This window comes from Limnobacter sp., from assembly GCF_046297615.1.
In the GTDB taxonomy this organism is placed as follows: domain Bacteria; phylum Pseudomonadota; class Gammaproteobacteria; order Burkholderiales; family Burkholderiaceae_B; genus Limnobacter.
The window spans coordinates 20,499-44,548 of sequence record NZ_JBKBHM010000004.1 but is presented as its reverse complement, the minus strand read 5'-3'; the positions used below and the strand labels follow the sequence as shown (position 1 = coordinate 44,548).

Annotated in this window: 23 protein-coding genes; 11 read left to right on the top strand and 12 right to left on the bottom strand. The window is 57.4% G+C overall.

The features are described 5' to 3' along the window. Positions 1-4: 4 nt before the first annotated feature. From ACK4FF_RS09540 to ACK4FF_RS09530, 3 genes are read right to left on the bottom strand one after another with little or no spacing between them, the layout of a single operon-like run. Positions 5-406: an ExbD/TolR family protein gene (locus tag ACK4FF_RS09540; protein WP_409708026.1), complete on the bottom strand. Its 402-nt coding sequence runs from the start codon at positions 404-406 to the stop codon at positions 5-7. A gap of 14 nt (positions 407-420) precedes the next feature. Further along, positions 421-1,146: a MotA/TolQ/ExbB proton channel family protein gene (locus ACK4FF_RS09535; RefSeq protein WP_409708023.1), complete on the bottom strand. Its 726-nt coding sequence runs from the start codon at positions 1,144-1,146 to the stop codon at positions 421-423. An 18-nt stretch (positions 1,147-1,164) separates the two neighbouring features. Beyond that, positions 1,165-1,854 (bottom strand): TonB family protein, encoded by a 690-nt coding sequence (locus ACK4FF_RS09530; protein ID WP_409708020.1) that lies wholly within the window; start codon positions 1,852-1,854, stop codon positions 1,165-1,167. 417 nt (positions 1,855-2,271) lie between these two features. On the opposite strand from ACK4FF_RS09530, the gene bfr reads away from it, so the two are divergent. From bfr to ACK4FF_RS09515, 3 genes are all read left to right on the top strand, one after another. Continuing rightward, positions 2,272-2,742 carry a bacterioferritin gene (gene bfr, locus ACK4FF_RS09525; RefSeq protein ID WP_409708017.1) on the top strand — a complete coding sequence of 157 codons (471 nt, stop codon included), beginning with the start codon at positions 2,272-2,274 and terminating at the stop codon, positions 2,740-2,742. 131 nt (positions 2,743-2,873) lie between these two features. Beyond that, positions 2,874-3,089, top strand: a complete 216-nt coding sequence (locus ACK4FF_RS09520; RefSeq protein ID WP_409708015.1) for a bacterioferritin-associated ferredoxin — start codon at positions 2,874-2,876, stop codon at positions 3,087-3,089. Positions 3,090-3,200: 111 nt separating this feature from the next. Then, positions 3,201-3,368 (top strand): hypothetical protein, encoded by a 168-nt coding sequence (locus tag ACK4FF_RS09515; protein ID WP_409708012.1) that lies wholly within the window; start codon positions 3,201-3,203, stop codon positions 3,366-3,368. Here ACK4FF_RS09515 and ACK4FF_RS09510 read toward each other — a convergent pair. Together ACK4FF_RS09510 and ACK4FF_RS09505 are read right to left on the bottom strand one after the other, a co-directional pair. Next, a complete protein-coding gene (locus tag ACK4FF_RS09510; RefSeq protein WP_409708010.1) occupies positions 3,359-4,570 on the bottom strand; it encodes an MFS transporter in 1,212 nt (403 codons plus the stop codon). The genes ACK4FF_RS09515 and ACK4FF_RS09510 overlap by 10 nt on opposite strands. A gap of 64 nt (positions 4,571-4,634) precedes the next feature. Continuing rightward, a complete protein-coding gene (locus ACK4FF_RS09505; RefSeq protein WP_409708007.1) occupies positions 4,635-5,570 on the bottom strand; it encodes an AEC family transporter in 936 nt (311 codons plus the stop codon). A 294-nt stretch (positions 5,571-5,864) separates the two neighbouring features. On the opposite strand from ACK4FF_RS09505, the gene ACK4FF_RS09500 reads away from it, so the two are divergent. The 3 genes from ACK4FF_RS09500 to ACK4FF_RS09490 are packed head-to-tail and all read left to right on the top strand — an operon-like array spanning position 5,865 to position 8,809. Beyond that, a complete protein-coding gene (locus tag ACK4FF_RS09500) occupies positions 5,865-6,887 on the top strand; it encodes a TRAP transporter substrate-binding protein (RefSeq protein WP_409708004.1) in 1,023 nt (340 codons plus the stop codon). A gap of 24 nt (positions 6,888-6,911) precedes the next feature. After that, positions 6,912-7,529, top strand: a complete 618-nt coding sequence (locus tag ACK4FF_RS09495; RefSeq protein ID WP_409708001.1) for a TRAP transporter small permease — start codon at positions 6,912-6,914, stop codon at positions 7,527-7,529. Next, positions 7,526-8,809 carry a TRAP transporter large permease gene (locus ACK4FF_RS09490; RefSeq protein WP_409707998.1) on the top strand — a complete coding sequence of 428 codons (1,284 nt, stop codon included), beginning with the start codon at positions 7,526-7,528 and terminating at the stop codon, positions 8,807-8,809. The genes ACK4FF_RS09495 and ACK4FF_RS09490 overlap by 4 nt, the downstream gene beginning before the upstream one ends. Before the next feature lie 392 nt (positions 8,810-9,201). Here ACK4FF_RS09490 and aroQ read toward each other — a convergent pair whose 3' ends face one another. Beyond that, on the bottom strand, positions 9,202-9,633 hold the full coding sequence (gene aroQ, locus ACK4FF_RS09485) for a type II 3-dehydroquinate dehydratase (RefSeq protein WP_409707995.1): 432 nt from the start codon (positions 9,631-9,633) through the stop codon (positions 9,202-9,204). Positions 9,634-9,799: 166 nt separating this feature from the next. On the opposite strand from aroQ, the gene ACK4FF_RS09480 reads away from it, so the two are divergent. The 3 genes from ACK4FF_RS09480 to ACK4FF_RS09470 all read left to right on the top strand — a co-directional run bounded on the left by ACK4FF_RS09480 (position 9,800) and on the right by ACK4FF_RS09470 (position 13,732). Then, positions 9,800-10,573 (top strand): glutathione S-transferase N-terminal domain-containing protein, encoded by a 774-nt coding sequence (locus ACK4FF_RS09480; protein WP_409707992.1) that lies wholly within the window; start codon positions 9,800-9,802, stop codon positions 10,571-10,573. A gap of 133 nt (positions 10,574-10,706) precedes the next feature. After that, positions 10,707-12,143: a DUF5666 domain-containing protein gene (locus ACK4FF_RS09475; RefSeq protein WP_409707989.1), complete on the top strand. Its 1,437-nt coding sequence runs from the start codon at positions 10,707-10,709 to the stop codon at positions 12,141-12,143. 14 nt (positions 12,144-12,157) lie between these two features. Beyond that, complete coding sequence (locus ACK4FF_RS09470) at positions 12,158-13,732, top strand: phosphoethanolamine transferase (RefSeq protein ID WP_409707986.1); 1,575 nt, start codon at positions 12,158-12,160, stop codon at positions 13,730-13,732. 7 nt (positions 13,733-13,739) lie between these two features. Here the strand turns inward: ACK4FF_RS09470 and ACK4FF_RS09465 are convergent, their stop codons facing one another. The 3 genes from ACK4FF_RS09465 to ACK4FF_RS09455 are packed head-to-tail and all read right to left on the bottom strand — an operon-like array spanning position 13,740 to position 19,292. Beyond that, a complete protein-coding gene (locus tag ACK4FF_RS09465) occupies positions 13,740-15,077 on the bottom strand; it encodes a TolC family protein (protein WP_409707983.1) in 1,338 nt (445 codons plus the stop codon). Continuing rightward, positions 15,074-18,145, bottom strand: coding sequence for an efflux RND transporter permease subunit (locus tag ACK4FF_RS09460; RefSeq protein ID WP_409707980.1), 3,072 nt, complete (start codon positions 18,143-18,145; stop codon positions 15,074-15,076). Before ACK4FF_RS09460 ends, ACK4FF_RS09465 begins: the two co-directional genes overlap by 4 nt. Positions 18,146-18,158: 13 nt before the next feature. Continuing rightward, a complete protein-coding gene (locus ACK4FF_RS09455) occupies positions 18,159-19,292 on the bottom strand; it encodes an efflux RND transporter periplasmic adaptor subunit (protein ID WP_409707977.1) in 1,134 nt (377 codons plus the stop codon). Positions 19,293-19,416: 124 nt separating this feature from the next. Here ACK4FF_RS09455 and ACK4FF_RS09450 point away from each other — a divergent pair, with 124 nt between their 5' ends. Next, positions 19,417-20,076 carry a response regulator gene (locus tag ACK4FF_RS09450; RefSeq protein ID WP_409707974.1) on the top strand — a complete coding sequence of 220 codons (660 nt, stop codon included), beginning with the start codon at positions 19,417-19,419 and terminating at the stop codon, positions 20,074-20,076. Positions 20,077-20,099: 23 nt separating this feature from the next. Continuing rightward, positions 20,100-21,467 (top strand): ATP-binding protein, encoded by a 1,368-nt coding sequence (locus tag ACK4FF_RS09445; protein ID WP_409707972.1) that lies wholly within the window; start codon positions 20,100-20,102, stop codon positions 21,465-21,467. 3 nt (positions 21,468-21,470) lie between these two features. Here the strand turns inward: ACK4FF_RS09445 and ACK4FF_RS09440 are convergent, their stop codons facing one another. From ACK4FF_RS09440 to ACK4FF_RS09430, 3 genes are all read right to left on the bottom strand, one after another. Continuing rightward, a complete protein-coding gene (locus tag ACK4FF_RS09440; RefSeq protein WP_409707969.1) occupies positions 21,471-22,595 on the bottom strand; it encodes a beta-ketoacyl-ACP synthase III in 1,125 nt (374 codons plus the stop codon). 158 nt (positions 22,596-22,753) lie between these two features. After that, complete coding sequence (locus ACK4FF_RS09435) at positions 22,754-22,984, bottom strand: hypothetical protein (protein ID WP_409707966.1); 231 nt, start codon at positions 22,982-22,984, stop codon at positions 22,754-22,756. A gap of 284 nt (positions 22,985-23,268) precedes the next feature. Beyond that, on the bottom strand, positions 23,269-24,048 hold the full coding sequence (locus ACK4FF_RS09430; protein WP_409707963.1) for a hypothetical protein: 780 nt from the start codon (positions 24,046-24,048) through the stop codon (positions 23,269-23,271). Positions 24,049-24,050: the final 2 nt, after the last annotated feature.

The following is a 24,050-nucleotide window of genomic DNA, read 5'->3' as shown; positions in this document are numbered from 1 at the left end:
CCTTTTACTTGGGCTCGGTAATGAAGCCCAGTTTCTGAATGCCAGCGCGTTGCGCACTGGCCATCACCTGAACCACCTTTTCATACTCCACTTTGCGGTCGCCTTGAATCCGCAATTCGGGCTGTTTGCTTCGTGAAGCGGCCTCATCCAGCCGGGTACTCAGTGTTTCAGCGGTTACCGGGTCATCATTCCACATCAGTTGACCGTCCACCTTCACAGTCAGCGTCACCACATCCGGTTTGACTTCGGTTGGCTGTTGGCTGGCTTGAGGCAGGTCTACTTTCACGGAGTGGGTGATGACCGGTACGGTGATGATGAAGATGATCAACAGCACCAACATCACGTCCACCAGCGGAGTCATGTTGATTTCGCTGATTTCGTCATCGTCGTGGGCATTCATGGACATGAGAGAACCCCCGATCAGTTACCGCCGCGCTGCATCGACACGGCGCGCACGGCTGAATCTTTCTTCAATGGAGAGCCAGTCAGGAAATAAGCATGCAGTTGGCGTGAGAACCGGTTCAGCTTGCCCAGCACGCTTTTGTTGCTGCGCGTCAAGGCGTTGTAGCCCAACACGGCCGGAATAGCCACGGCCAAGCCAAAGGCCGTCATGATCAGCGCTTCACCCACAGGGCCAGCCACTTTGTCGATACTCGCCTGGCCGCTAACACCGATACCCACCAGCGCGTGATAAATGCCCCACACGGTGCCAAACAAACCCACAAACGGGGCGGTGGAACCCACCGAGGCCAGCACAGACAAGCCGCTTTGCAATTTTTCGGCAGCATCGTCGCGTGCGCCGCGCAGTGCCTCGCTCAGCCAGTCCGCCAGGTTCATCTGGCCGTGCAGGTCGTCTTTGGCGGTGGCGTGGTGGTTGACGGCGGCCTGGCCTTCAATGGCCATGTGGTGAAACGGGCTGCCGCCATCGGTGCCCAGCACTTTCAGGCCTTCGGCGAAGCTGTGGGTGTGCCAGAACTGATCGGCTTGGGCTGCATCACGCTTGAGCTGAATCAGTCTCAGGCTTTTCAGAATGATCACAGTCCACGATGCCACAGACATCACCAGCAGCAACAAGGCCACAGACCGGGTGACCCAATCGCCTTGTGCCCACATTGCGGCCATGCCGTAAGGGTTTTGCTCAACCATGGTAATCAACGCTCCACATCAATTTTGATTCAGTACAAAAGACACCGGCTGCACATACCAGAATGCAATCGGTTGGCCCCCGCGTTTGGCGGGTACATATTTCCATTTGCGAACCGCAGCCATGGCGGATTCATCCAGCCTCGTAAAGCCGCTGCTGGTTTTCAGTTTCAGTTCGCCCACTGAGCCATCGGGCAGGATGTACACGTCCAGCATGACCCGGCCTTGTTCGCCCAAGCGGCGAGACATGGGCGGGTAGGCCGGTGGCGGGTTGTTCAGGTGCGAAGCATCCGTGCGAGGCGGCGTCACCGGCAAAGGCTCAGCCACCGGGGCTGTGGCCTGAACCGGCGCGGCCGGTGGCGGTGCGGCTGGCGCTGCAACAGGGGCCGGGGCCGGTGCTGGAATTGGACTAGGCGCAGGGGCCACTGGCACCGGAGCGGGCTGCGGCGTGGCCTTCACGGGTTCGGTTTTGGGTTGCGGTTTGGGCTGGGGTTTAACCACGGGCTTGACCACCGGTTCGGGCTTGGCCACTGGCTTGGGTTCAGGCGCGATCAGCACGCCGATCACGCTGGGCGGTGTGGTGGCCGGCTCGGTGATGTCGATGCTGTTGACAACCCAAACGAGGCCGACCACGTGCGCAAGAATGACAGCCGAGGTCACAACGGCTTTGTGCAGGGTGTGTTCGGCATTGAGCAGGGGTACGGCGGTCATTGCTTTGGAATCTCTGGCCTGGTCAGGCGTTTGCGTGTGCAGTGGCGGCAAAGGGTTAACTGTTGATTGTACAGCCGCCATCAGCGTGCAGGGGTGCGGCGAGTTGTCGCGCCTGCGGGCTTTGAAGTTGAAGGTGTTTTGTCAGGCTGTGCGGTCATGTCGTTCAAATCAGAATAAAGGTCTTCAGGCGGAACGACCCGGTGAGGCGTTTGAGGAGCCAACACTGTTGCGAAGTGGGGAGGTGCCCCACGCAGGTCGTTTGAGGCCCGCCTGAAGAAGTAAACGAAAATCATTATCAATAAAGATGAATCAAAAATCAAGTAATTTTTCCGGATAGGGCAACTCAGGTTGTTCCCAGCGTTCGGGCTGTTTACACTGAAGTCTTATAACCATTTCTGCTTCAGGGGTTTCAGTCACATGAAAGGTTCTGCACTCGTGATTGCGGCGCTCAACGCCCAACTCAAAAACGAATTGACCGCCATCAACCAGTACTTCCTGCATTCCCGCATTTTTGGGAACTGGGGCCTCCAGGTCTTGCGCAAGAAGGAATATGAGGAATCCATCGGTGAAATGAAGCACGCCGACAAGTTGATTGAGCGTATTCTGATGCTGGACGGTCTGCCTAACCTTCAGGACTTGGGCAAGCTGATGATCGGCGAGCACACCCGCGAGATTCTTGAAAGCGACCTGAAAATGGAAAGTGCAGCCCAGGTCACCATCAAAGACGGCATCATCACCGCAGAATCCGAAAAGGATTTCGTGTCCCGTGACTTGCTCAAGGAAATTCTGGAAGACACCGAGGAGCACATCGACTGGCTGGAAACCCAGCTTGGCTTGATTGACCGTCTCGGCATTCAGAACTACGAACAATCCATGCTGGGCGAGTAAGCGCCAAGCGGGAGGTCTGCTGCGCATGAGGCAGGGTTTGGACGCCACACTCTAGAAGGTGAGTGAAAATCACTTGCATAAACGAATGGGAATTATTATCATTAATTCAACCATTCGGACGGAGTGTGTCCATGATCATCTGTATTTGTGCCAACGTAAGCGACCGCGCCATTGCCCAAGCAGTGCGCGAGGGTGCCGCCAGCGTTGAAGACATCACCATGCGCACCGGCGCTTGCTCGGGCTGCGGCCAATGCCGTGGCCATTGTAAGGCCGAGTTGGCTGCTCAAGACGCTGTGCGCATGGCCAGCCAGTCCAGCGCTTCAGTGCCTTCCTCAGTGCCCGCTTGATGGGGAGCGCCCATCGGGGCGCTGTCACAAAAACATCACCAATTTGTCATCAAAACCAGCCCTGTCAGCCTGTATATTTCGAAGCCACGCATCTTCGAAGTAACACTCATCATGGCTTTCAAGCACGAACTCGAACAGCTCAAAGACATCGAACACAAACTGGAAGAGTTGGCCAAATCCAAAGACCTGAAAGACAAACGGCCTTTGGAAGTCAAGGAAATCAAAGGCCTGCGTTTGTTGGTGTCATCGATGATCCGCCGCCTACAGTCTCACGCCTGAACTTTCACACGTCTGGCCGCCAGCAGCGCCAAGGCATTCATCCCCAGCGCGATAAAGGCGCACACCCAGTAATTGCCCAATGTGCCGTCAGCCTGGCTGACTACCACATGTCCGCCCAGCAAGGAGGCCAAGGCCATTGCGCTGGACTGAACCGCAGAATTCAAGGTCATGTAGGCCCCCCGAACCGCCGGATTGGCCGCGCTGGATGCCAGCGCCATGCCGGGAATCATTCGCCCACTGACCAGCACAAAAAATGCGGTACAGATGACCATCAAAGCCCACACGGGCAACCCCGCCGATACGGTAATGCCCATCAGGGGCAACACCGAGAGCAGGGTAATACGCCGCAGCGTCACCAACTTTCCAGCCTGGTCGGCCATGCGGCCAATCCAGGGCGCACTCACTAGGGTGGCCAGCCCGCCCAGCAGGTACATCAGGGGAACCTGTTGCGTGGTCATGCCTGCATTGTTGGTCATGTACAGCGTGATGTAGGGAATCACCGAGAAACCGGCAAACAAGAGGCAAAACGTCATGCTGTAGGCGGTGAGGTGATTGCGTACTTTCACAACCTGCATCAACCCGGCCCACACCGACGGGCGCTCCCCGGCTTGCTTCAGGTGGGTATTCATGACGGGCAACAGCCGCTGGCCCAACACCACCAACACTGCGCTGGCGCCCGCGATCACCACGAAGGGCACATGCCAGTTCCACTGGTCTGCAATCAACAGGCCCAAGGGAACGCCCATCACCGTCGAGGCCGAGAACGCCGTCATCAGGATGCCCATGGCTTTACCGCGTCGTTCAAAAGGCACCAGGTCAGCCACCATGGTGTGCACCAAGCCCGATTGAATGCCCCCGAAAATGCCAGCCAGGGTGCGGGCCACCAACAGCGCTTCATAGGACTGCGCCAAGCCACAGGCCAGTGTAGACAGGCCAAACAGGCCATACAGCGCCAGAAACAGTGACTTGCGTTCAAAGCGGTCAATGAACAGGGCGGCCAATAAGCCGGATGCGCCTGCTGCAAGGGTGTAAGCCGACACCAGAAGCCCGAATTGACTGACGCTGAGGTTGAAGCTGCGCGTGAGATGCGGCCCCAGCGGCATCATGATCATGAAGTCGAGTATGTGGGTGAACTGGATGGCCGCCAGGGTTAGCAGCAGCGAACGCTCTGCCTTGGCAGAAAGTGGAGTAGCTTGATTCATGAGGACTGCGCAGGCTCGCCCGGTTCAGTGCCGGGCCAATTGATCAGGGTCAGCCAGTGTGCACTCAATGCCCCAGCGCCCGCAACACCATCAAACCCCCTGTGACGGAAAAGAGCGAAATGAAGGTGCTCATGGCGATGATGTTGGCCGCCAGACGGGCATCGCTGCCCGCACCCATGGCCATTGAAAAGCTGCCTGCAGCGGTAGGGCTGGCCAGGAACATCCACAGCAACAACAAGTCTCTGCCTTCGAAACCGAACAACCAGGCCAGCGTGCAGCCGCCAACGGGCAACAGCCCGATTTTGATGAGGCTGGCCTGCAGCGCTGCCCGACCAGACTCTTTCACGGCCAGCACTGACAGAGTGGCCCCGACGCAGATCAAGGCCAGGGGCAGGGTGAGGTTGGCCAGGTACTCGGCTGATTTGGTGATCCACACCGGCAGTGTGAGCCCGTACCAACTGGCGGCGATGCCCAACAGCACCGAGAGTACCAAGGGGTTGGTGCCCAAGTCTTTAAGCACCTGCCTGATGTTGAAGGTGAGGGTTGGGCTGTAGAACGAGAGCACCAGCACCGCCAAGATGTTGAATATCAGGATGGTGAAGCCTGCAAGCACGCCACCCACGGATGAACCGTAATCCCCGAAGTAGCTGGCCGCCAGCGCAAAACTGAGTACGCCACAATTGCCCCGGAAGCTGCCCTGAACGAACACCCCCCGTGACACCGGGGGCAGGGTGCGCACTGCCCAGGCCCAACTGCCTGCAAAACCCAGCAGCGTGGCTGCGGCAAACATCAGGATGAGTGAGGGATGCAGCGAATGCTGAATGTCGGCGCGCCACAGTGACAGAAAGAACAGCACCGGCATGGTGACGCGAAAAGTCAGGTTGGAGGCGGTTTGGATGAAGGGGTCATCAATCAGCTTCCAGCGGCGCAGGGCCATGCCCACAGCAACCATGGCAAAGACCGGGGCGGTGACCGCCAGGATTGGGGACATCACATTCATGGGACAACTGGGCGGCTTGTTGGTTGAATCAGGTGTGTCTCAACGGTATTTGTCGGGGCCGGCAGTGTCAATTGTGGGAACCCCCGTGGTTGTACCTCGCAAGGGTGATATTTCCTTGTGCAGAAGGGATGTTCAACGACTCTGGCTTTTTTCTTGGGAATCCCTTTGTTCAAGCGCCTTTCGGCCGGGTGACAACAAGCCACTTGTGGAAAGACACAGTGAGGCGCGGTGTTACGCGCTGTCTAAGCTGCCCCTTCGCTGTACGGTCCAAAAAAATCCAACAAGGAGCAATGCATGAAGCGCAATACTATCCTGTGCACCGCCATCACCGGCGCCGCCGTGGCCCTGTCGTTCGCTGTCGGGGCTGTCCAAGCCCAGCAGCCCATCGTCATCAAGTTTTCCCACGTGGTGGCGCAAGACACTCCCAAAGGCTTGGCCGCCGAGTTCTTCGCCAAAAAGGCGGCAGAACTGACCAAGGGCAAAGTCAAAGTCGAGGTGTACGCCAACTCCACCCTGTACAAAGACAAGGAGGAAATGGAAGCCCTGCAAGTGGGCGCAGTCCAGATGCTGGCCCCCTCATTGGCCAAGTTTGGCCCCTTGGGCGTGAAAGAATTCGAAGTGTTCGACTTGCCTTACATCTTTGACAATTATGCAGAGCTGCATGCGGTCACCACCGGCAAGGTAGGGCAGAACCTGATGGCCAAACTTGAGCCGCGTGGCATCAAAGGCCTGGCCTTTTGGGACAACGGTTTCAAAGCGTTTTCCGCCAACACCCCCATCAAAACCCCCGATGACTTGAAAGGCAAGAAAATGCGGATTCAGTCTTCCAAAGTGTTGGAAGAAGAAATGCGCGCCTTGAATGCCTTGCCCCAATCCATGGCATTCTCCGAGGTGTATCAGGCCCTGCAAACGGGCGTAGTGGATGGCACTGAGAACCCCATCTCCAACTTTTACACCCAGAAAATGCACGAGGTTCAAAAGCACCTGAGCCTGACCAACCACGGCTACCTGGGCTATGCAGTGATCGTGAACAAGAAGTTCTGGGACGGCCTGCCTGCGGATGTGCGTGGCCAATTGGAAGAGGCGATGAAGCAGTCCACCAAGTACGCCAACGACATTGCCAAGCAAAAAAATGACGAAGACTTGAAGTCGGTTCAGGCCTCTGGCAAGACCGTCATCTACAACCCCACAGACGCCGAAAAGCTGGCTTTCAAAAAGGCCTTGGTGTCCGTACACAAAAAGATGGAATCCCGGATTGGTGCTGACATCATCAACGAAGTGTATTCCGTCACCAAGTTCGACCCCACCAAACTGTAATCAACCCGAGAAACGGAGCTCGCAATGCTTTCCAAGGTCATCGACCATTTGGAAGAAGCCTTGATCACGTTTCTGATGGCCGCCGCCACGTTAATTATTTTCGTGTCGGTGGTCCATCGCTACCTGTCGGGTTATTCCATTCCAGGGCTGCAGGATTTCCTGCTGTCCGTCAACCTGAGCTGGGCTCAGGAGCTTTGCATCATCATGTTCGTTTGGATGGCCAAGTTCGGCGCGGCCTATGGCGTGCGCACGGGCATCCACGTGGGTGTTGATGTGCTGATCAACAAGCTTAACCCCGCCAACCGTGCGCGTTGTGTGGTGTTCGGTCTGCTGTCTGGCGCCGTGTTCACCGGCACCATCGGTACGCTGGGTGCCCTCTTCGTGTGGGACAACGGCGCTCACTATTTCTTCTTCAAGCTGTTTGGCATTGTGCAGGAAGGCATTTACGAAGGGCCGACAACGCCCGACCTGGAGCTGCCAACCTGGATGGTGTACAGCGCCATTCCTTTGGGCTCCTACCTCATGTGCGCCCGGTTCCTGCAAGTGGCTGTTCAGTTCATCCGCACTGGTGAATTGCCGCACCATGACCACGGACATGTGGATGGCCTTGATGAAGACGAGAACGAGGTGAAACCCGCATGAACGCCGCTGTTATTTTTACATTGCTGCTGGTGCTCATGCTCACCGGCATGCCCATCTCCATTTCTTTGGGCCTGACTGTACTCACATTCCTGTTCACCATGACCGAAGTGCCACTGGAAGCAGTGGCTCTGAAGCTGTTCACCGGGATTGAGAAGTTCGAGATTATGGCCATCCCGTTCTTTATTCTGGCGGGTAACTTCCTCACGCATGGTGGGGTGGCGCGACGGATGATCCGCTTTGCAACCGCAATGGTGGGTCATTTGCACGGTGGTCTGGGCTTGGGTGGCGTGTTGGCCTGTGCTTTGTTTGCTGCCGTGTCGGGCTCTTCGCCGGCCACGGTGGTGGCCATCGGCTCCATCCTGTTGCCAGCCATGGTCAAAGCCGGCTTTCCACCGCGCTTTGGTGCGGGGGTCATTACCACCTCGGGTGCGTTGGGTATTTTGATCCCGCCGTCCATCGTGATGGTGATGTACTCGGTGGCCACCAACACCTCCGTGGGCGCTTTGTTCATGGCTGGCGTGGTGCCCGGGCTGTGTTTGGCCTTCCTGTTGGGCCTGACCACCTGGTATCGTGCCTGGAAAGGCAACTACCCACGCCAGCCGAAAGCCACGCTGCGGGAACGTTTCGTGGCCTTCCGCGAGGCATTCTGGGGGCTGATGCTGATTGTGGTGGTCATGGGCGGTATTTACAGCGGCCTGTTCACCCCGACCGAAGCCGCGGCCATGAGTGCGGTGTATGCCTTCTTCATCGCAGTCTTTGTCTACAAGGACCTGACCCTCAAGCAGATCCCCAAGATTCTGATGAGTTCGGCCAACATGTCAGCCATGTTGTTGTACATCATCACCAACGCTGTGCTGTTCAGTTTTGTGATGACCAACGAGAACATTCCTCAAGCGTTGGCGGATGTGATCGTGGGCAGCGGCCTGGGTGTGATCGGCTTCCTGCTGGCGGTCAACATCATTCTGTTGGTGGCCGGTAACTTCATGGAACCGTCATCGATTGTTCTGATTTTTGCGCCCATCATGTTCCCGATTGCCATGCAATTGGGCATCGACCCGGTGCATTTTGGGATTTTGATGGTGGTGAACATGGAAGTGGGGATGTGCCATCCACCGGTTGGGCTGAACCTGTATGTGGCCTCGGGCATTACCAAAATGGGCATCACTGAATTGACCATTGCGGTATGGCCCTGGTTGCTCACCATGCTGGGCTTCCTCGTGGTGGTCACGTATTGGCCAGCACTGTCCCTGGCTTTGCCACGGTACCTGGGTATGATCTAAACCGACCCGGCGAGGGCTAAAGAAGCCACGGTGCAGTCATGCATCGTGGCTTTTTTTTTTGGATGAATGGATTCGATACTGGTTTGCAAAGAGGTTCATGGCTCAGCCGGCAGAGTTTGTCTTCAACCCCCAGCGAATCCATTCCAAACGAATCCAGTGCTCTTGGAGCTGCCGCGGATTCGCACCCCGCACGCATCAGCGGATACAACGGGAAGGCCCTGCCGAGTGGGGCTGTTTGAGCGCGGCTTTGCCGGGCGAGTTGCCCCCGAGGTGGCCAGACCGAGTGGTCCGCGCGTGCAGGGCGTGCGTAGCGGCAGGCCCATGGGCAATGGATCCAGACAACCGATCACAGGCGTGTGCAGCCGCTGGCCCATGTGCGGTGGATTCCGATCTTACTTCGAATTCAGATGCTTCAAGGCGTAGGAATACCCCAGCCAGCCCATCCCGCAAATCACTCCCTCCGCAATGTCGGACAGGTAAGAGTGGTGACGGAACGGTTCACGTCTGTGGATGTTCGACAAGTGCACTTCCACAAAAGGAATGGCCACAGCGGCCAAAGCGTCCCGCAGGGCAATGCTGGTGTGGGTGTAACCGCCGGGGTTGATCACAATACCCGCCACATCGTCTACTTTGGCTTTGTGTACGCGGTCAATCAAATGCCCTTCGTGGTTACTTTGGAAAGTCAGCAGCTCAAACCCTTCAAGGCTCGCCTGTTGCTGCAGGGCTTTTTCAATGTCCAGCAAGGTCATGTGGCCATACACACCGGGTTCGCGGGTACCCAGCAGGTTCAGGTTTGGGCCATTGATCAGCAGCAGTTTCTTCAACGTTGTTCTCCGTAACTGGGGGGTGTTACATGCACTTCCCAAAGTTTAGATGGTTTCCTTCATTCTAGGGCAAGGACGCTTTCGGCTACACTGCCGGTTGTTAATGCGCAACCATGTCCCGGACAGGGGGCAGCAAGCAATTCCAACAATAAACTGGGGACTAAGAATGAGTACACAGATCGACGCAGTCATCAATCTGGTGGCGGTTACCCTGCGGGGCGCCCGTGGCGTGATGGTGAGGGGGCGTGCCCGCAAGGCACCGGAAAAACTGCTGAAGCTTTACGACATCGAGGTCAGCCCCTATTGCCGTTTGGTGCGCGAGGCCCTGTGTGAAATGGACCTGGACGTGATGATTTTGCCTTGCCCGGCTGGTGGAACCCGTTTCCGCCCTGAGGCCAAGGCCATCAAGCCGGGAACACGCTTTCCCTTGCTGGTGGATGACAATACAGGCGTCATCATCAATGAGTCTGCTGACATCATCGATTACCTGGCCAAAACCTACGAGGGGAAGGTTCGCGCCCAACGTGGCTTGGGCCGTCAACTGGCGGTGGCCACTTCCATGGCTGCCAGCGTGACTGCCTATCGCCCCGGTGGGTTCAAAGGCATGAAGGCCAAGCCGTCCACCTTGCCGGAGCAACCCCTCACTTTGTACTCATTTGAAGGAAGCCCGTTCAGCAAGCCTGTGCGTGAGCGCCTGTGCGAACTGGAGTTGCCTTACGTGCTCAAGAACACGCCCAAGGGCCGTATGTCGGACATGGGGCCTCCCGTGTTCCGCGACAAAATCTTCAAAGGCCCCTTGGCCACCACCCGCAACCGCGCTTGGCTGGCTGAACAAACCGGCAAGGTGCAGGTGCCTTATCTGGTCGACCCGAACACAGGCGTGGCCATGTACGAGTCTGCTGACATCATTCGGTATCTCGACCGTACCTACGGCGTTTAAGGCCGCATGACCTGTGGCTCCTGCTCAAAAGGGCAGGGGCCTTGGCGCTAGCCTAGCGGTTGAATTCATTAATGCCCACTTAAGTTTTGCCAGTCAAGATGCGCCCGGTTAAACACATTTTCCGGAGCGAATCATGAGCATTGCCCAACATACCCCCCGCCTGTTGCCACTGATGCTGGCCATTGCCCTGTCGGCCTGTGGCGGCGGCGGTGGTGGTGCGTCCATCGGCGGTACTGGCGTTAGCCAAGCGTCTGCCAGCGGCACGGTGCAGGGGTTTGGTTCGGTGTTGGTCAATGGCTGCCGGTGGTCCACCTTGGGTGCTTCGGTGCACGACGACCTGGGGCGCACCCTCAGCGCATCCGACCTGAGCCTGGGCATGCAGGTTCAGATCGACGGCAGCAGCGATGCAGCAGGTGCGGATTGTTCTGCCACCGACATTGAGGTGACGCGCGAATACGCCGGCTCTGTCAGTGCTGTCACCGGCAGTACATTCACGGTGTTGTCCCATGTGTTCACAGCTGACGCAACCACGGTATTCAAGGGTTTTTCAGGCGCCACCTTGGCCAGCATGGCAGTGGGCGACGCCGTCGAGGTGTATGGGCTGAAAAAGGCTGACGGCAGCATATTGGCCAGCTTGGTGGAGAAGAAGGCCAATACCTCGGCCTTGAGCGCAGGCCTTGAAGCCAGGGGTGTGGTCAGCAACTTGGATACCACCAACAAAACGTTCAAGATTGATGCCTTGACTGTGAATTACACGGGGGTATCGTCAGTGCCTGCCGCATTGGCCAACGGCATTGTCGTGAAAGCAACTGGCACGGGCATGACGGGCAACACCTTGAATGCCACTGCCCTGTACACCCGCACACGTACCCAAAGCTATGCCAATGGCAAGGTGGAGATCAAAGGTTACGTGCAGGATGACGCTGCTGATTCCAATGCCAACACCTTCACTGTCAATGGCGTGGTTGTGGATGTCAGCCAAGCCAGTTTCAAGGGCCTGACCGGTATGTCGGTCGGCGCATTCGTGGAGGTGAATGGTCAGTTGAGCGGTGGTGTGTTGATGGCCTCGCAGGTCGAAACCGAACAGGAGCGCTCGCGTGTAAAAGGGGGCAGTTACGAGTTTTACGGTGTGGCCTCCGACGGTCAACTGGCAGCGGGTGTGTTGAGCTTTACTTTGCAAGGGCAAACAGTGCGTTACAGCACGGCCAGCGATGTGTGCGGTATCGCTGTCAGTGGCGCTACGCCTTACGTGGAAGTTAAAGGCAGCTTAAGCAACGGTGTAATTACAGCCAGCAAGCTGGAATGCCCTTCGGCTCAATCGAGTACAACATCCAGCGGGAACTATTCGGGCAATCGATTTGAAACCAGCGGTGCGGTACAAAGCCTGGACACGGCGGCGATGACTTTCAAGCTTGGCGGTTTGAACGTGAAGTATCAAAATGCCCAATTTGAAAAAGGCAATTCAACCCAGTTGGCCAATGGCAAGCGGCTGGAAGTGAAGGGCAAGATGGATGCCAATCAGCAGTTCATGCTGGCGGACAAAATTGAGTTTGATGACGACAGAAAGTAATGCTGAATTTCAGAATGTCTGACTTGCACAAGCGGATTGTGCTCATTGCCGGATTCATGACTTTGTTCATGAATCTGGCTTTTTTCCGTGCCTTGAACCGGGTCTACCCTTGGGCGGACTTTCCAGTTTTCTTCGTGGCGGTGGGGCTGTTTTTCACGGCGCTGCATGTGTTGCTGATCGCTCTGTTGGCGCATGGCCGATTTGCGCGCTGGTGGGTCGCCTTGGTGGCTTTGGCGACACCCGCATCAGCCTATTTCATGGACAGTTACGGCACTGTGATTGATTCCACCATGTTGGACAACATGGTGCAAACCAACGTGGCCGAAGCGGGCGATTTGATGAGCCCGGCCATGGCGCTTTATGCCTTGGCGGCCTTGGTGATGGTGGGTTTTGCCTTGCGGGCTTTGCCCTCAAGCACGCCATGGAAGCCGCATCTGAAGTCATTGGGTGTGACGTTCTTGGCCTCGCTGTTGGTGATTGTGGGCAGTGTTGCGCCGGTGTCCAGCCAATTCGCCAGTTTCCTGCGCGAGCACAAGGCGGTGCGCTATTACGCCAACCCCGGGTATCCGATCACTTCCGTGGTCAAGTTTCTGGGCAACAGTTTTGAACAGGCCACCGCAGGCCCCCTGATCGACATTGACCCAGGCGCCAAGATTGATGAGCCCCCTTCACACAAGGAGTTGGTGATTGTGGTGGTTGGGGAAACCGCAAGGGCAGACCATTTTTCCTTGAACGGCTATGGTCGACAAACCAACCCGGAGTTGGCCAAGCGGGGCGTGGTGAGCTTCTCGAATGTGTCCTCCTGTGGAACATCCACAGCGGTGTCTGTGCCTTGCATGTTTTCAGGCCTGGGCATGGACGAGTTCACGGTGAAAGACGGGCTGAAGCACACCAATCTGCTGGACATGCTGAGCAGCGCGGGTGTGCAGGTGCTGTGGCGCGACAACAATTCCGACTCCAAAGGCGTGGCCTTGCGTGTGGACTATGAGGATTTCAAAACCCCGGACAAGAACCCGGTGTGTGATGAGGAATGCCGTGACGAAGGCATGCTGGTGGGGTTGGAGAAGTACATTGACAGGTACAAGGACAACGATGTGCTGATTGTGCTGCACCAAATGGGTAACCATGGCCCTGCCTACTACAAGCGCTACCCCAAGGCTTTTGAGAAATTCACGCCGGTGTGCATGACCAATGAGTTGTCCAAATGCTCCACGCAGGAAATTGTGAATGCCTATGACAATGCCATTTTGTACACCGACCATTTTCTGGGCAAGGTGATTGACCTGCTGAAGCGTTACGACACCACCCGCGAGGCTGCCATGCTGTACGTGAGTGACCATGGCGAAAGCCTGGGTGAGTATGGCGTGTACTTGCATGGTGCGCCTCGGGCATTTGCCCCAAAAGCCCAGATTCATGTACCGGCTGTTGTGTGGACTGGGCCACTGTTTGAGTATCAGCGTTCAGACCTGATGAAATACAAAGACGAAGCCCTCAGTCACGACCAATTGTTTTGTGCTGTAGCGGTGGCCTTTGAAGTGTCGTCACCGCTGTGCACCCGGACTTATCAGTCGACTGCGGCGGGGCGTTAATCGGGGTTCAGTGGTCGTTGTCCATCTGCAGCAGCAGGTGGGCATCGATCATCATCAGGACTGCGTGGGTCTCCAGCGCATTCACAGCCTCAGCCTGTTGTTGGCGGGCCTGCATCAAGGCTTGGCGGGTCAGGTTGAGTTCCGTGTGGGTCACTTCCCCCAAGCGGTAAGCTTTGAGCAGCCGCTGGTATTGGTCTTCCTGTTGGGCAAGCTGTTGCTGTGCCTGTTGGGCCTTGTCCAGTTTCGCCGTGTATTGCGTCACTGTCAGCGCGGCCTGTTGGTTCACCAAGCGCCGGGTCTGGGTTAATTCAATTTGCAACTGTGTGCTTCGTGCGCTGGCCACAGCCGTTTTGGCCTCACGCACCGTGCCGCCCAGCGGAATGGAGACATGCAGCCCGGCAATGCGTTCGGCGTTGTTTTGTTCAGTGGCCAAGGTAAGGCCCAATGTAGGGTCTGCGCGTTGGTCCATGCGTTGGCGCGTTGCGTCCATGGACGCTATCTGAGCGCGTTGCTCCAGCAACCTTAGGCCGTGGTGTTCGGTGACCAGCCGGTTGCGCAGCATTGTCATGTCAGGCTCGCCAAGCGTCGCCCATGGGCTGTGGGTGGCCAGGCCCGGTCCGCAGCCCGAGTCCGCATAGGCGGACAATGCAGGGTATTGGGTATTCAAGGCCAGTTGGGCTGCTTGAAGGTCCATGAGGGCCTGTCGCCGTTGCTGGGCGATGAGCTTGAGTTCAATCTGGCTTTGAATCAAGGCCACTTCGGCGATGTCTCCCAAGCGGAAGCGCCGGGTTTGTTGCTCCACAAAGGCCGTTTGTTCAGCTTCATTGCGGGTGTGCACATTCAACACGGCGTACCTGAGTCGGCATTGGCCCACCGCATCGGCGAGGTTACGGCTGGCTTCGTGCCAACTGTCCTCAAGCAAGGTGTCCGCCAGCGCTGTTTGCTGGCCTGCAATTTGTTGATCGAGGTTGGCTTTGCCGGGCCAACGCAGGGCCCGGGACAAACCCAGTTCATAATCCTGCCGGCTCACACCTTCATCGCGAAACCTGCGGTTGCGCATGGCGCTGCTGACAATCCACTCATGGTCCCCGGCCTTCCGAATACGCGCTTCTGCGCGCTGAATGGCGGACTCCTGAATGCCCTGTTGGTGGATCAGACTGTCCTCGATACTTTGGCGGCCCAAGTCGGGTTGGGGCAAGGTTTGCGCGGCCATGGCATTCAAGGCATTCAGGCTTGCAGGCAGCTCGGTGTCGGCGTGTGCCCGTGGCCCTTGAATAAACAGGCAGGCCAGGCTGAAGGCGAGCAGCGCGGGTTTGAATGCAGGGCGCGTGGTGTGAATAGTCATGATCGGTATTCGGGGGGTGTGCCAAAGCGTTGGAACAGGCTGGGCATGAGGACCAGGGTGAGTGCCGTGGCGGACAGCAGCCCGCCAATCACCACAATGGCCAGTGGTTTCTGGATTTCCGAGCCCGGCCCGGTGGCAAACAACAGGGGCAGCAGCCCCAATGCCGCGATGCTGGCGGTCATCAACACGGGGCGCAAACGGCGCACAGCGCCTTGATGCACAACCTCGCTCAGGCTGACGCCTGTGGCCAGCAAGCGATTGAATTCGGTGAGCAGCACAAGCCCGTTCAGCACCGCAATGCCCATGAGGGCGATGAAGCCCACGGTGGCGGGCACCGACAGGTATTGGCCGGTGATGAACAGGGCAAACACGCCACCCACCATGGCAAAGGGCACATTGCACAGCACCAGCACCGCTTGGCGAACATTGCCCAAAGTGAAATAGAGCATCAACAGAATCAGCCCCAAAGCCACCGGGGTGACCAGCCCCAGCCGTTTTGCAGCCCGTTGCTGGTTTTCAAATTGGCCACCCCAACTGACCCTGTAGCCCGCAGGCAAGGGCAGTTCGCTGGCCAATTTGGCCTTGGCTTCGTTCACAAAACCCACCAAGTCGCGCCCGCGCACATTGCTGCGCACCACACTCATGCGCGATGCGTTTTCGCGGTCGATTCGCACCGGGCCAGTGGCTTCGGTAACGCTGGCCAACGCACCCAAAGGCACCAACTCCCCATGGGCATTGGGCAGGCGCAAGGCGGCGAGGTCGTCCGGGCTTAAGCCAGCGGAGCGAATCACGATGGGCACACGTTGGTTGTTCTGGATGGCTTCGCCCACTTTACCGCCGTCAATCAATTGCCGAAGTGCACCCTGCACCCGGCTGGCATCGAAGCCTGCGTGCCCCAAAGCCACCGGGTTCAGGTTCAGTTGCAGGTACTCCACGCCATCGGCTTGATTGGTGATGACATCTTCGGCGCCCGGAATGGTTTCGAGAATTTTGACGGTTTTTTCACTCAGGCTGTTCAGGGTGTGCAGGTCGGGGCCGTAGAACTTGATGGCGAGGTCGCCCCTGACACCGGACAGCATTTCACTGGTCCGCATTTCGATGGGCTGTGTGAATGTGAGGTTCAGGCCGGGCACATCGGCCACTGCGGCGCGTATGGCGTCGATCAGTTCTTCTTTGGAGGAGAAGCGCCATTCACCGCGCGGCGCCAGCTCCATGAACGTGTCGGTTTCGTTCAGGCCCATGGGGTCCAGCCCAAGTTCATCTGAGCCGACACGGGCAACGATGCGTTTCACCTCGGGTACTTGTTCGCGAATGGCCTTTTGCAGCATCAAGTCAATGCGTACAGATTCGTTCAAGGCGATCGACGGAATTTTTTCCACCTGCATGATGATGTCGCCTTCATCCAGCGTGGGAATGAAGCTTTTGCCGATGCCGGTGAGGGCCAGCGCTGCCAGTGCCAGCGAAGCCAAAGCGGCAGCCACCAAGCGGCGCGGGTAGGCCAGCGCGCGGGTCAGCAAGCGGCTGTAGGTGTGTTCCAGCCACAGCACGACGCGGGGCGTGCCATGGTGGCCCTGCTTCAACGCCAGTGTGGCCAGCACTGGAATAACGGTCAACGACAACAGCAGCGAGCCGCCCAGGGCAAACACAATGGTCAGCGCAACGGGGGCGAACAGTTTGCCCTCCAGGCCCTGCAGGGTGAGCAATGGCAGGAACACGGTCATGATGATGGCCATGCCAGCGGTGATGGGCACAGCCACCTCGGACGTGGCGTGCCGCACGGTGTCCAGAAATGACGGGGCTTGGCCTGACGGGCTGCTGGCGGCGCCACTGCCTTGGGCTTCAATGTTTTCAACCACCACCACGGCTGCGTCCACCAGCATGCCAATGGCAATGGCCAGCCCACCCAGCGACATCAGGTTGGCTGACAATCCGAATGCCCGCATCAGCAGAAAAGTGCTCAAGGCGGACAGGGGAAGAATGACGGCCACCACCAACGCTGCGCGCACATTGCCCAGGAAAATCACCAACAAGGCCAGCACCAGCACAATGGCTTCCATGAGGGCTTTGTTGACGGTGCCAACAGCCCGTTCCACCAAAGCACCACGGTTGTAAAAGGGCACGATGGTCACGCCCTCGGGCATGGTTTTCTGGATTTCGTCCAGCCGCTCGGCCACATGTGCCACCAGTTGGCGGGCATTGGCCCCACGCAAACCCAGCACCAAGCCTTCGACGGTTTCCTGTTCGCCGTTTTCGCTGACTGCGCCGTACCGGGTCAGCCCATCGACTTGCACGGTGGCCACATCGGACACCCGCACAATGGCCGAGCCGTGTCGGCCCACCACCAGTGCGGCCAATTGCTCGGGGCTTTGCACACGGGATTCGCTGCGCACCAACAAGGCATCTGGCCCGCGTTGCACTCGGCCTGCACCATCATTCTGGTTGTTCGACTCGATGGCCTGCGCCAAGTGTTCCAGGGTCAGCCCCCGCGCACCCAGTGCGTTCAAGTCGGGTTGAACCACGAAGCTGCGCACAAAGCCTCCCAGCGAGTTCACATCGGCCACGCCTTCGATGTTGCGCAGTTGGGGGCGAATCACACGGTCCAGCAAATAACGCCGCTCGCTCAAACTTTGCGGCCCATCGACCGTGAACATGAACATTTCACTCAGCGGCGTGGTGATGGGTGCCAACCCGCCTTGAATGTCTTTGGGCAGATTGTCGGTCACACCGCTGAGTCGTTCTGTGACTTGCTGGCGTGCCCAGTAGATGTCGGTGCCTTCGGCAAAGTCAATCGTGATGTCTGCAATGGCGTATTTGGATTGTGAGCGCAGCATCACTTGATGCGGAATACCCAGCATTTCCTGCTCGACAAGGCTGGTGACGCGGGACTCAACCTCGGTGGGGGTCAGCCCCGGCGCCTTCAGAATGATTTTGACCTGTGTGCTGGACACATCAGGAAATGCATCAATGGGAAGGCCCTGAAAAGCCCACACGCCTGCAAGCGTCAAACCCAGTGTGAATACGGCCACCAGCAAACGCTGGGACAAAGCCAGTCCAATCCAGTGTGTCATGTGCGCCAGCCCTTTACTCAGCGCCCAGCCCGCGCCAAGCCCCTTTGATGAAGGCCAAGCCGCGTGTAGCCACCAGTTGTTCGCCCAAGTTCAAGCGGTTGTCTTTGGGGGCAATGCTGGCCAACTCGGTTGTTTGGCTGAACACCTGAACTTCCACCGGCTCGAAACCGTCGGGCCGTTGCACGAACACCCAGCGTTTGCCGCCGGTGCTGAGCACCGCAGATGCGGGCACTTGGAGGCCCTTTTGGGTGGATTTGGCATTGACTGTGGCCTGAACCACCTGGTTCAAGGGCAGGCAGTTGGAGGATTTGTCATTCAAGGTGACACGGATATCGACGGCCTGGGTTTCAGCATTCAGGCCCTGGCCCACCCCTTGAACGGTGCCTTGGCTTTTACAACCGGGCACTTCCACGGTGTCGCCGATGTGCACCCGCGCCGCTTGTTGGGCTGAGGCATTCAGCCAAAGCTCGGCATTGCCTTGGCCTTGAACTTGAAAGAGCAGTTGGCCCGCCATCACACGTTGCCCGGCTGTGGCATTCAAGCTGTTCACCTGGCCAGCGGCTGGGGCCGACAATTCCGCCCATGGCTTAACCACGCCCTGCTTTTCAAGGCTTTGGATGGCCCCGGCGGACAGGCCCATGCCCAGCAGGGTTTGTCGGGCCGATTGAAGCCCCAATTGCGCCACCTGGTCGCGGGCCTGGGTTTCCAGCACGCGTTTTTGTGGAATCAGGCCGTCGGCCAGAAGGGCTTGATCGCGCTGCAGGTTTTGGCGTTCCAAGCGGGCATTGGCCGCCTGACTCAACAATTGCTGCTGCGCATTGATGAGCGCAGCGCTGTTGACACGCACCACGGCGTCACCTTTCTTGATTTGGGACAGATTGGGTTTGATCACCTGAACGACCGTCAGGTCTTCCGTTGCGTTGACGGCTACCACGCTGCCGCTGGCACTGCGAACCACACCGGACACGCTGACCGCTTGCACACCGCTGTCGCTGCTTTGTACGGGGCTTGTGAGCACCCCCGCAGCCTGAATCTGCTTGCTGCTCATGACAATGGTTTCGGCGTGGCTTGGGTTTGCCGCGCAAACCGCTGCGATGGCCAAAGCCCTCATCAATGTTCGCAAGGGGCGAACGGGAAATACAGTCACAGTGTCTCCGCCTGGGGTGAATTGTTGTGTGAAGAATACGAAATGAAAATTAAGGTGCTCTTAAGACAAGGATTCTAAAGTAGCCCATTCGCATTTGACGAACTCTTTCTGATCAGGTTGGGCAATGAGGATTTTGCTGGTTGAGGATGACAATTTGCTGGGGCGTGCCGTGAAGCGCGGCTTGGAGGCTGAAGGCATGACCGTGGATTGGGTGACCGAAGGCGGCCAAACCTTGACTGCCATTCAGACTCACCATTACGCCGTGATGTTGCTGGACTTGGGTTTGCCCGACATGGACGGTCATGAGTTGCTCAAGCGTGTGCGGGCCAAGGGCCTGAATCTGCCCGTGTTGATCATCACGGCAAGGGGCGACCTGTCGGACCGCTTGGCCAACCTGGATGCGGGCGCGGATGACTTCATCATCAAGCCATTCGATTTGCATGAACTGGCAGCACGCGTAAGGGTGTGCACCCGCCGCGCGCTGGGCCGCAGTGAAAACACACTCAGCCATGGTGCGCTGGTGCTGTTTCCGGAGCGCCAGTCGGTTACTTTGCATGGCGAACGCATACAACTGACCAACCGCGAATTCAAAATTCTTCAGGCCCTGATGCAGTCGTCCACCGAGGTGGTGTCCAAAGACCGTCTTGAGCAAGCCACCTATGGTTGGGGCGAAGAGGTGGGCAGTAATTCACTGGAAGTGCACATTCACCACTTGCGCAAAAAACTGGGGCGATTCGCCATCGAGACCGTGCATGGCCTGGGTTACCGCATGGGTGTGTTGTGAGGGCGTGGTCACTGCGGCGGCGTTTGACTGCATTGGTGTGTGGGCTGGTGGCCCTGCTGTGGGTGTGCAGCGCACTGTTCATTTACGAGGCTGCCCGCAAAGAAAGCCAGGAACTGTTTGATGCGTCGATTGCAGAGACGGCGGCGCTGTTGCTGTATTTCTCGGAGCATGAACTGGAGGAAATGGGGCCAACCACAGTGATGTCGGATGACCAGCCCATGGTGTCGGGTCGTATCTCTTACCTGTCGTTCCAGTTGTTCGAAAGTTCTGGAAAGTTGCGTTACCGCAGTGCCTCCGCATCAGAACAACCCATGTCTCCACTGGGTACCAAGGGGTTCTCCTGGCAGAACCTGCCTGAAGGGCCGGTGCGTGTTTACAACCTTCGTGACGCAGATGGCCGTTATGAAATCATCGTGGGCGAGCCCATGGTGCACCGCGCAGAAATTACTACGGACTTTGTGCACAATTTGCTGGCCTTTTCTGCGCTGCTCTTGCCCTTGGCCTTCGTGGCATTGAGGGTGATTGTGTTTCGCGCTTTTGACCCGGTGAATGCCGCAGTCAGGCAACTGAACCGCATTGACAGCCAGCAGTTGACCGAATTGAATGCGCCGGGCTTGCCGATGGAAATTCAGCCCTTGGTCGATGAACTGAATGAGGCGCTGGCCCGCATTCGGTCGGGGGTGGAGCGGGAACGCCGTTTCACCGCCGATGCCGCCCACGAGTTAAGAACACCTCTGGCAGGGCTGAAGGCGAATGTTCAGTTGATGCAGCGATACGCCACCTTTCACGATGACAGCGGCCCAGAGGTGTTGGCGGACATGTTGACTGCAGTCAACCGGTGCGCGCACTTGATTGCACAATTGCTCAACCTGTCCCGAAGTGAGTCCGCTCAACTGGCCCAGTTGCCGATGCAGCCTGTGAATCTTTCAACCTTGTTGCAAGGGTTGGTGCATGAGGCCGAAGAGTTGGGTCGAACCCGTTCCATCTCGGTGGGGCTGGCTGCTGAGGGCGCCCCAGCTGCTGGGTTTGAAGTGATGGGCCAGAAAGACCAGTTGTGGATCCTGTTTCGCAACCTGATTCACAATGCTGTGCACTATAACCACGAAGGCGGGCGGGTGACGTGTCGCGTTCAGTCAGTGGGGGACTTTCAGGTTCGGGTGTCGGTGATCGACAATGGACCGGGGGTTCCCGAGGCCCTGAAGGCCCGGGTGTTCGAACGCTTCTTCCGCGGGGCGGGGCAAACGCTTTCGGGGTCGGGCTTGGGGCTGTCCATCTGCGCTCAAATTGCAGCGCTGCATGGCGGCAAGGTTGAATTGTCGGATGGCCCAGAGGGGCAGGGTAGCTGTTTCAGTGTGGTACTGACACGCGCCAACACCACACCTCAAAACTAGGCCTTAATGCTTGCGAACCACCACGCTACCGATGGAATAGCCGGCACCAAATGAGCAGATGACGCCCACATCGCCTGCTTTCAAGTCTTTGTTGTGACGGTGGAAGGCAATGATGGAACCTGCGGATGCGGTGTTGGCAAACTCATCAAGAATGATGGGTGCCACATCGGCCGAAAATTCTTTACTGCCCAGCAGTTTTTTGGCGATCAACTGGTTCATGCTCAGGTTGGCTTGGTGCAGCCAGTAGCGGCGCACGTCATTGGCCGAGTTCAGGCCCAGGCTTTCAAGGTGTGTGCTCATGTGCGCTGCGGCCATGGGGCAAACTTCCTTGAACACCTTGCGGCCTTCCTGCATAAACAGCTTGTCGCGGCCTTCGGGGGCTGCATCTTCGGAGCGGTTCATGAAGCCAAAGTTGTTTCGAATGTTGTTGGAGAATACCGTGGCCAGCTTGGTGCCGAGCACTTCCCAACTGCCGGGCTTGGCCTTGTCCATGCGTTCAACCAGTACAGCAGTGCAGACGTCACCAAAAATGAAGTGACAGTCACGGTCAAGCCAGGCCTGATGGGCTGAGGTAATTTCCGGGTTGATCACCAGCACTGAGCGGGCTGTTCCGCTGCGAATCGCGTTCACGGCTTGCTCAATGCCAAAGGTGGCTGACGAGCAGGCAACGTTCATGTCAAACCCAAAACCCTCAATACCCAAAGCCGACTGAATTTCAACTGCCATGGCTGGGTAGGCGCGCTGCATATTGGACGCAGAGCAAATGACGCCATCTACATCGGCGGGGGTTTTGCCTGCATCAGCCAGTGCTTTGCGTGCAGCATCCACCGCAATTTCCGCCATCAGCGACAGGCTGTCATTGGGGCGTTCTTGAAGGTAGGGGTGAAGGCGCTTGGGGTTCAGGATGCCTTCTTTCTCGATCACATACCGTTGCTTGATGCCGGATGCGCTTTCGATGAAGGCTGCGTTGGAATGGGGCAGTGGCTCGCGTTGACCGCTGGCAATCGCCGCTTCGTGTTCTGCGTTGTACAGGTCAGCGTACGCGTTGTAAGACTCCACCAGCTCTTCATTGGTGATGATGTGGGGTGGAATGTAGAGACCGCTGCCGGTGATGGCCACTGTGTGCATGTTCAAGCCCTTGCTTTGTCATTCGGTATTGTGCTGACAATGATAAGGGCAAAGTGAATGGCAGGGGTTGGTTTTCCGGTCATTTTCGGCCAGGCTGACAGGCAATCAGCCTGTCAGTGGCGCTGAGGGGGCATCAGTGTGTGCATCAGTGCGGCCAATCAAACGCCGATGGCGGTTTGTTTGTGCTGCTGTGCAAGTTTGCGCGCCTGATGAACCACAACCATGGTGATTTGACCGACCACCAAGCAGGCCGCCGCCAGCAAGTTGGGGCCTTCCAGGTTGGTGGCATGCAGGTATTGCACGCCGGCATTGACGGTAAAGCCTGCACCCAAAACGCCCATGGTGAGAACGCCGGGAGTGCGAACGATGGTGTCGATGAACTTGTTCATGATCTGATCCCTTTTGATGGTGCGGTGTGTTGTTCAGGCCCGCCGCTTCTTGCCTCGCACACTGTGTTTGCTGTGTGTGAATTCATTGTGTACAACTGTGCACTTAAGTGCAACTGTTTTTTGTATGATTGGGCTAGTGTAGTTATTCTAGATCTATTAAGTTATTGATATAAAACAATTAAATTATTTGGTGGTTTTGTGTACAAAGCGAACAAACAATAAAAAAGCGCCCGAAGGCGCTTTGTTTGCAACGGTGAAGGCAAGGCCAAGGGCCAAGCCAGCACTCAAGCCGAGAAATAAGCTTCCAGACGGTTGGCATAACCCATTTCTTCCGCTTTGGCCTTGGCTTTGGCGCGGTAGGTTTTGTTCACCTTGTCCGTCAGTTTGGCCATGCGCTGCTGGGCTTTGGTGTCCATCTCAGCGGTGATCAGGCCCACTTCCACCAACAGCTGGTCGTCACTGAAGGCGGCTGCGATCAGTTCAACCAAGCGTTCGTCATTCAGCAGGGCAGCCATTTTGCCAATGCGGTCTTTGCGTTGTGCGTAAAACGAAATGTGCAGGTTGGCGGCCGGGTCTTTGATCACTTCCATGATCTCAATGGCTTTTTGCTCCGGAATGTAATCCGTAAAGCCACCCAACACATGGTAGTCGCCGTATTCCACCAGCTTGGCGGTGACGCGCTTCAGTTGCTCCACCGGCAGGCCGGCCAGCATGTCCACCGCCTTTTCCGGAATTTGTTCACGCGCCACTTCCGCCATGAATTCTTCATCAAACAGCTTGCACAGGCTGATGGCCTTGTTCATGGGGGTGAAATAGGACATGTTGGCTGTAATGGTGGGGCCAAACACTTTGGTGCAGAGGGTGGCTGAAATGGCGTCAGGCGCCAGTTTGCCCGCATTGGCAATTTTCTCGAACACCGGGCCGAACTTGTTCAGCAGGGAGTTCTGAAAGCTGATGCGCACTTTCTGAAGGGCAAGGCCATCCAGCGCATCAAGGTAAGCCAAGTCTTCAGGCTTTTTGTGCAGGGCCTGGGCCAGTCGTCGAAGTTCAGTGTTGCGATCCATGA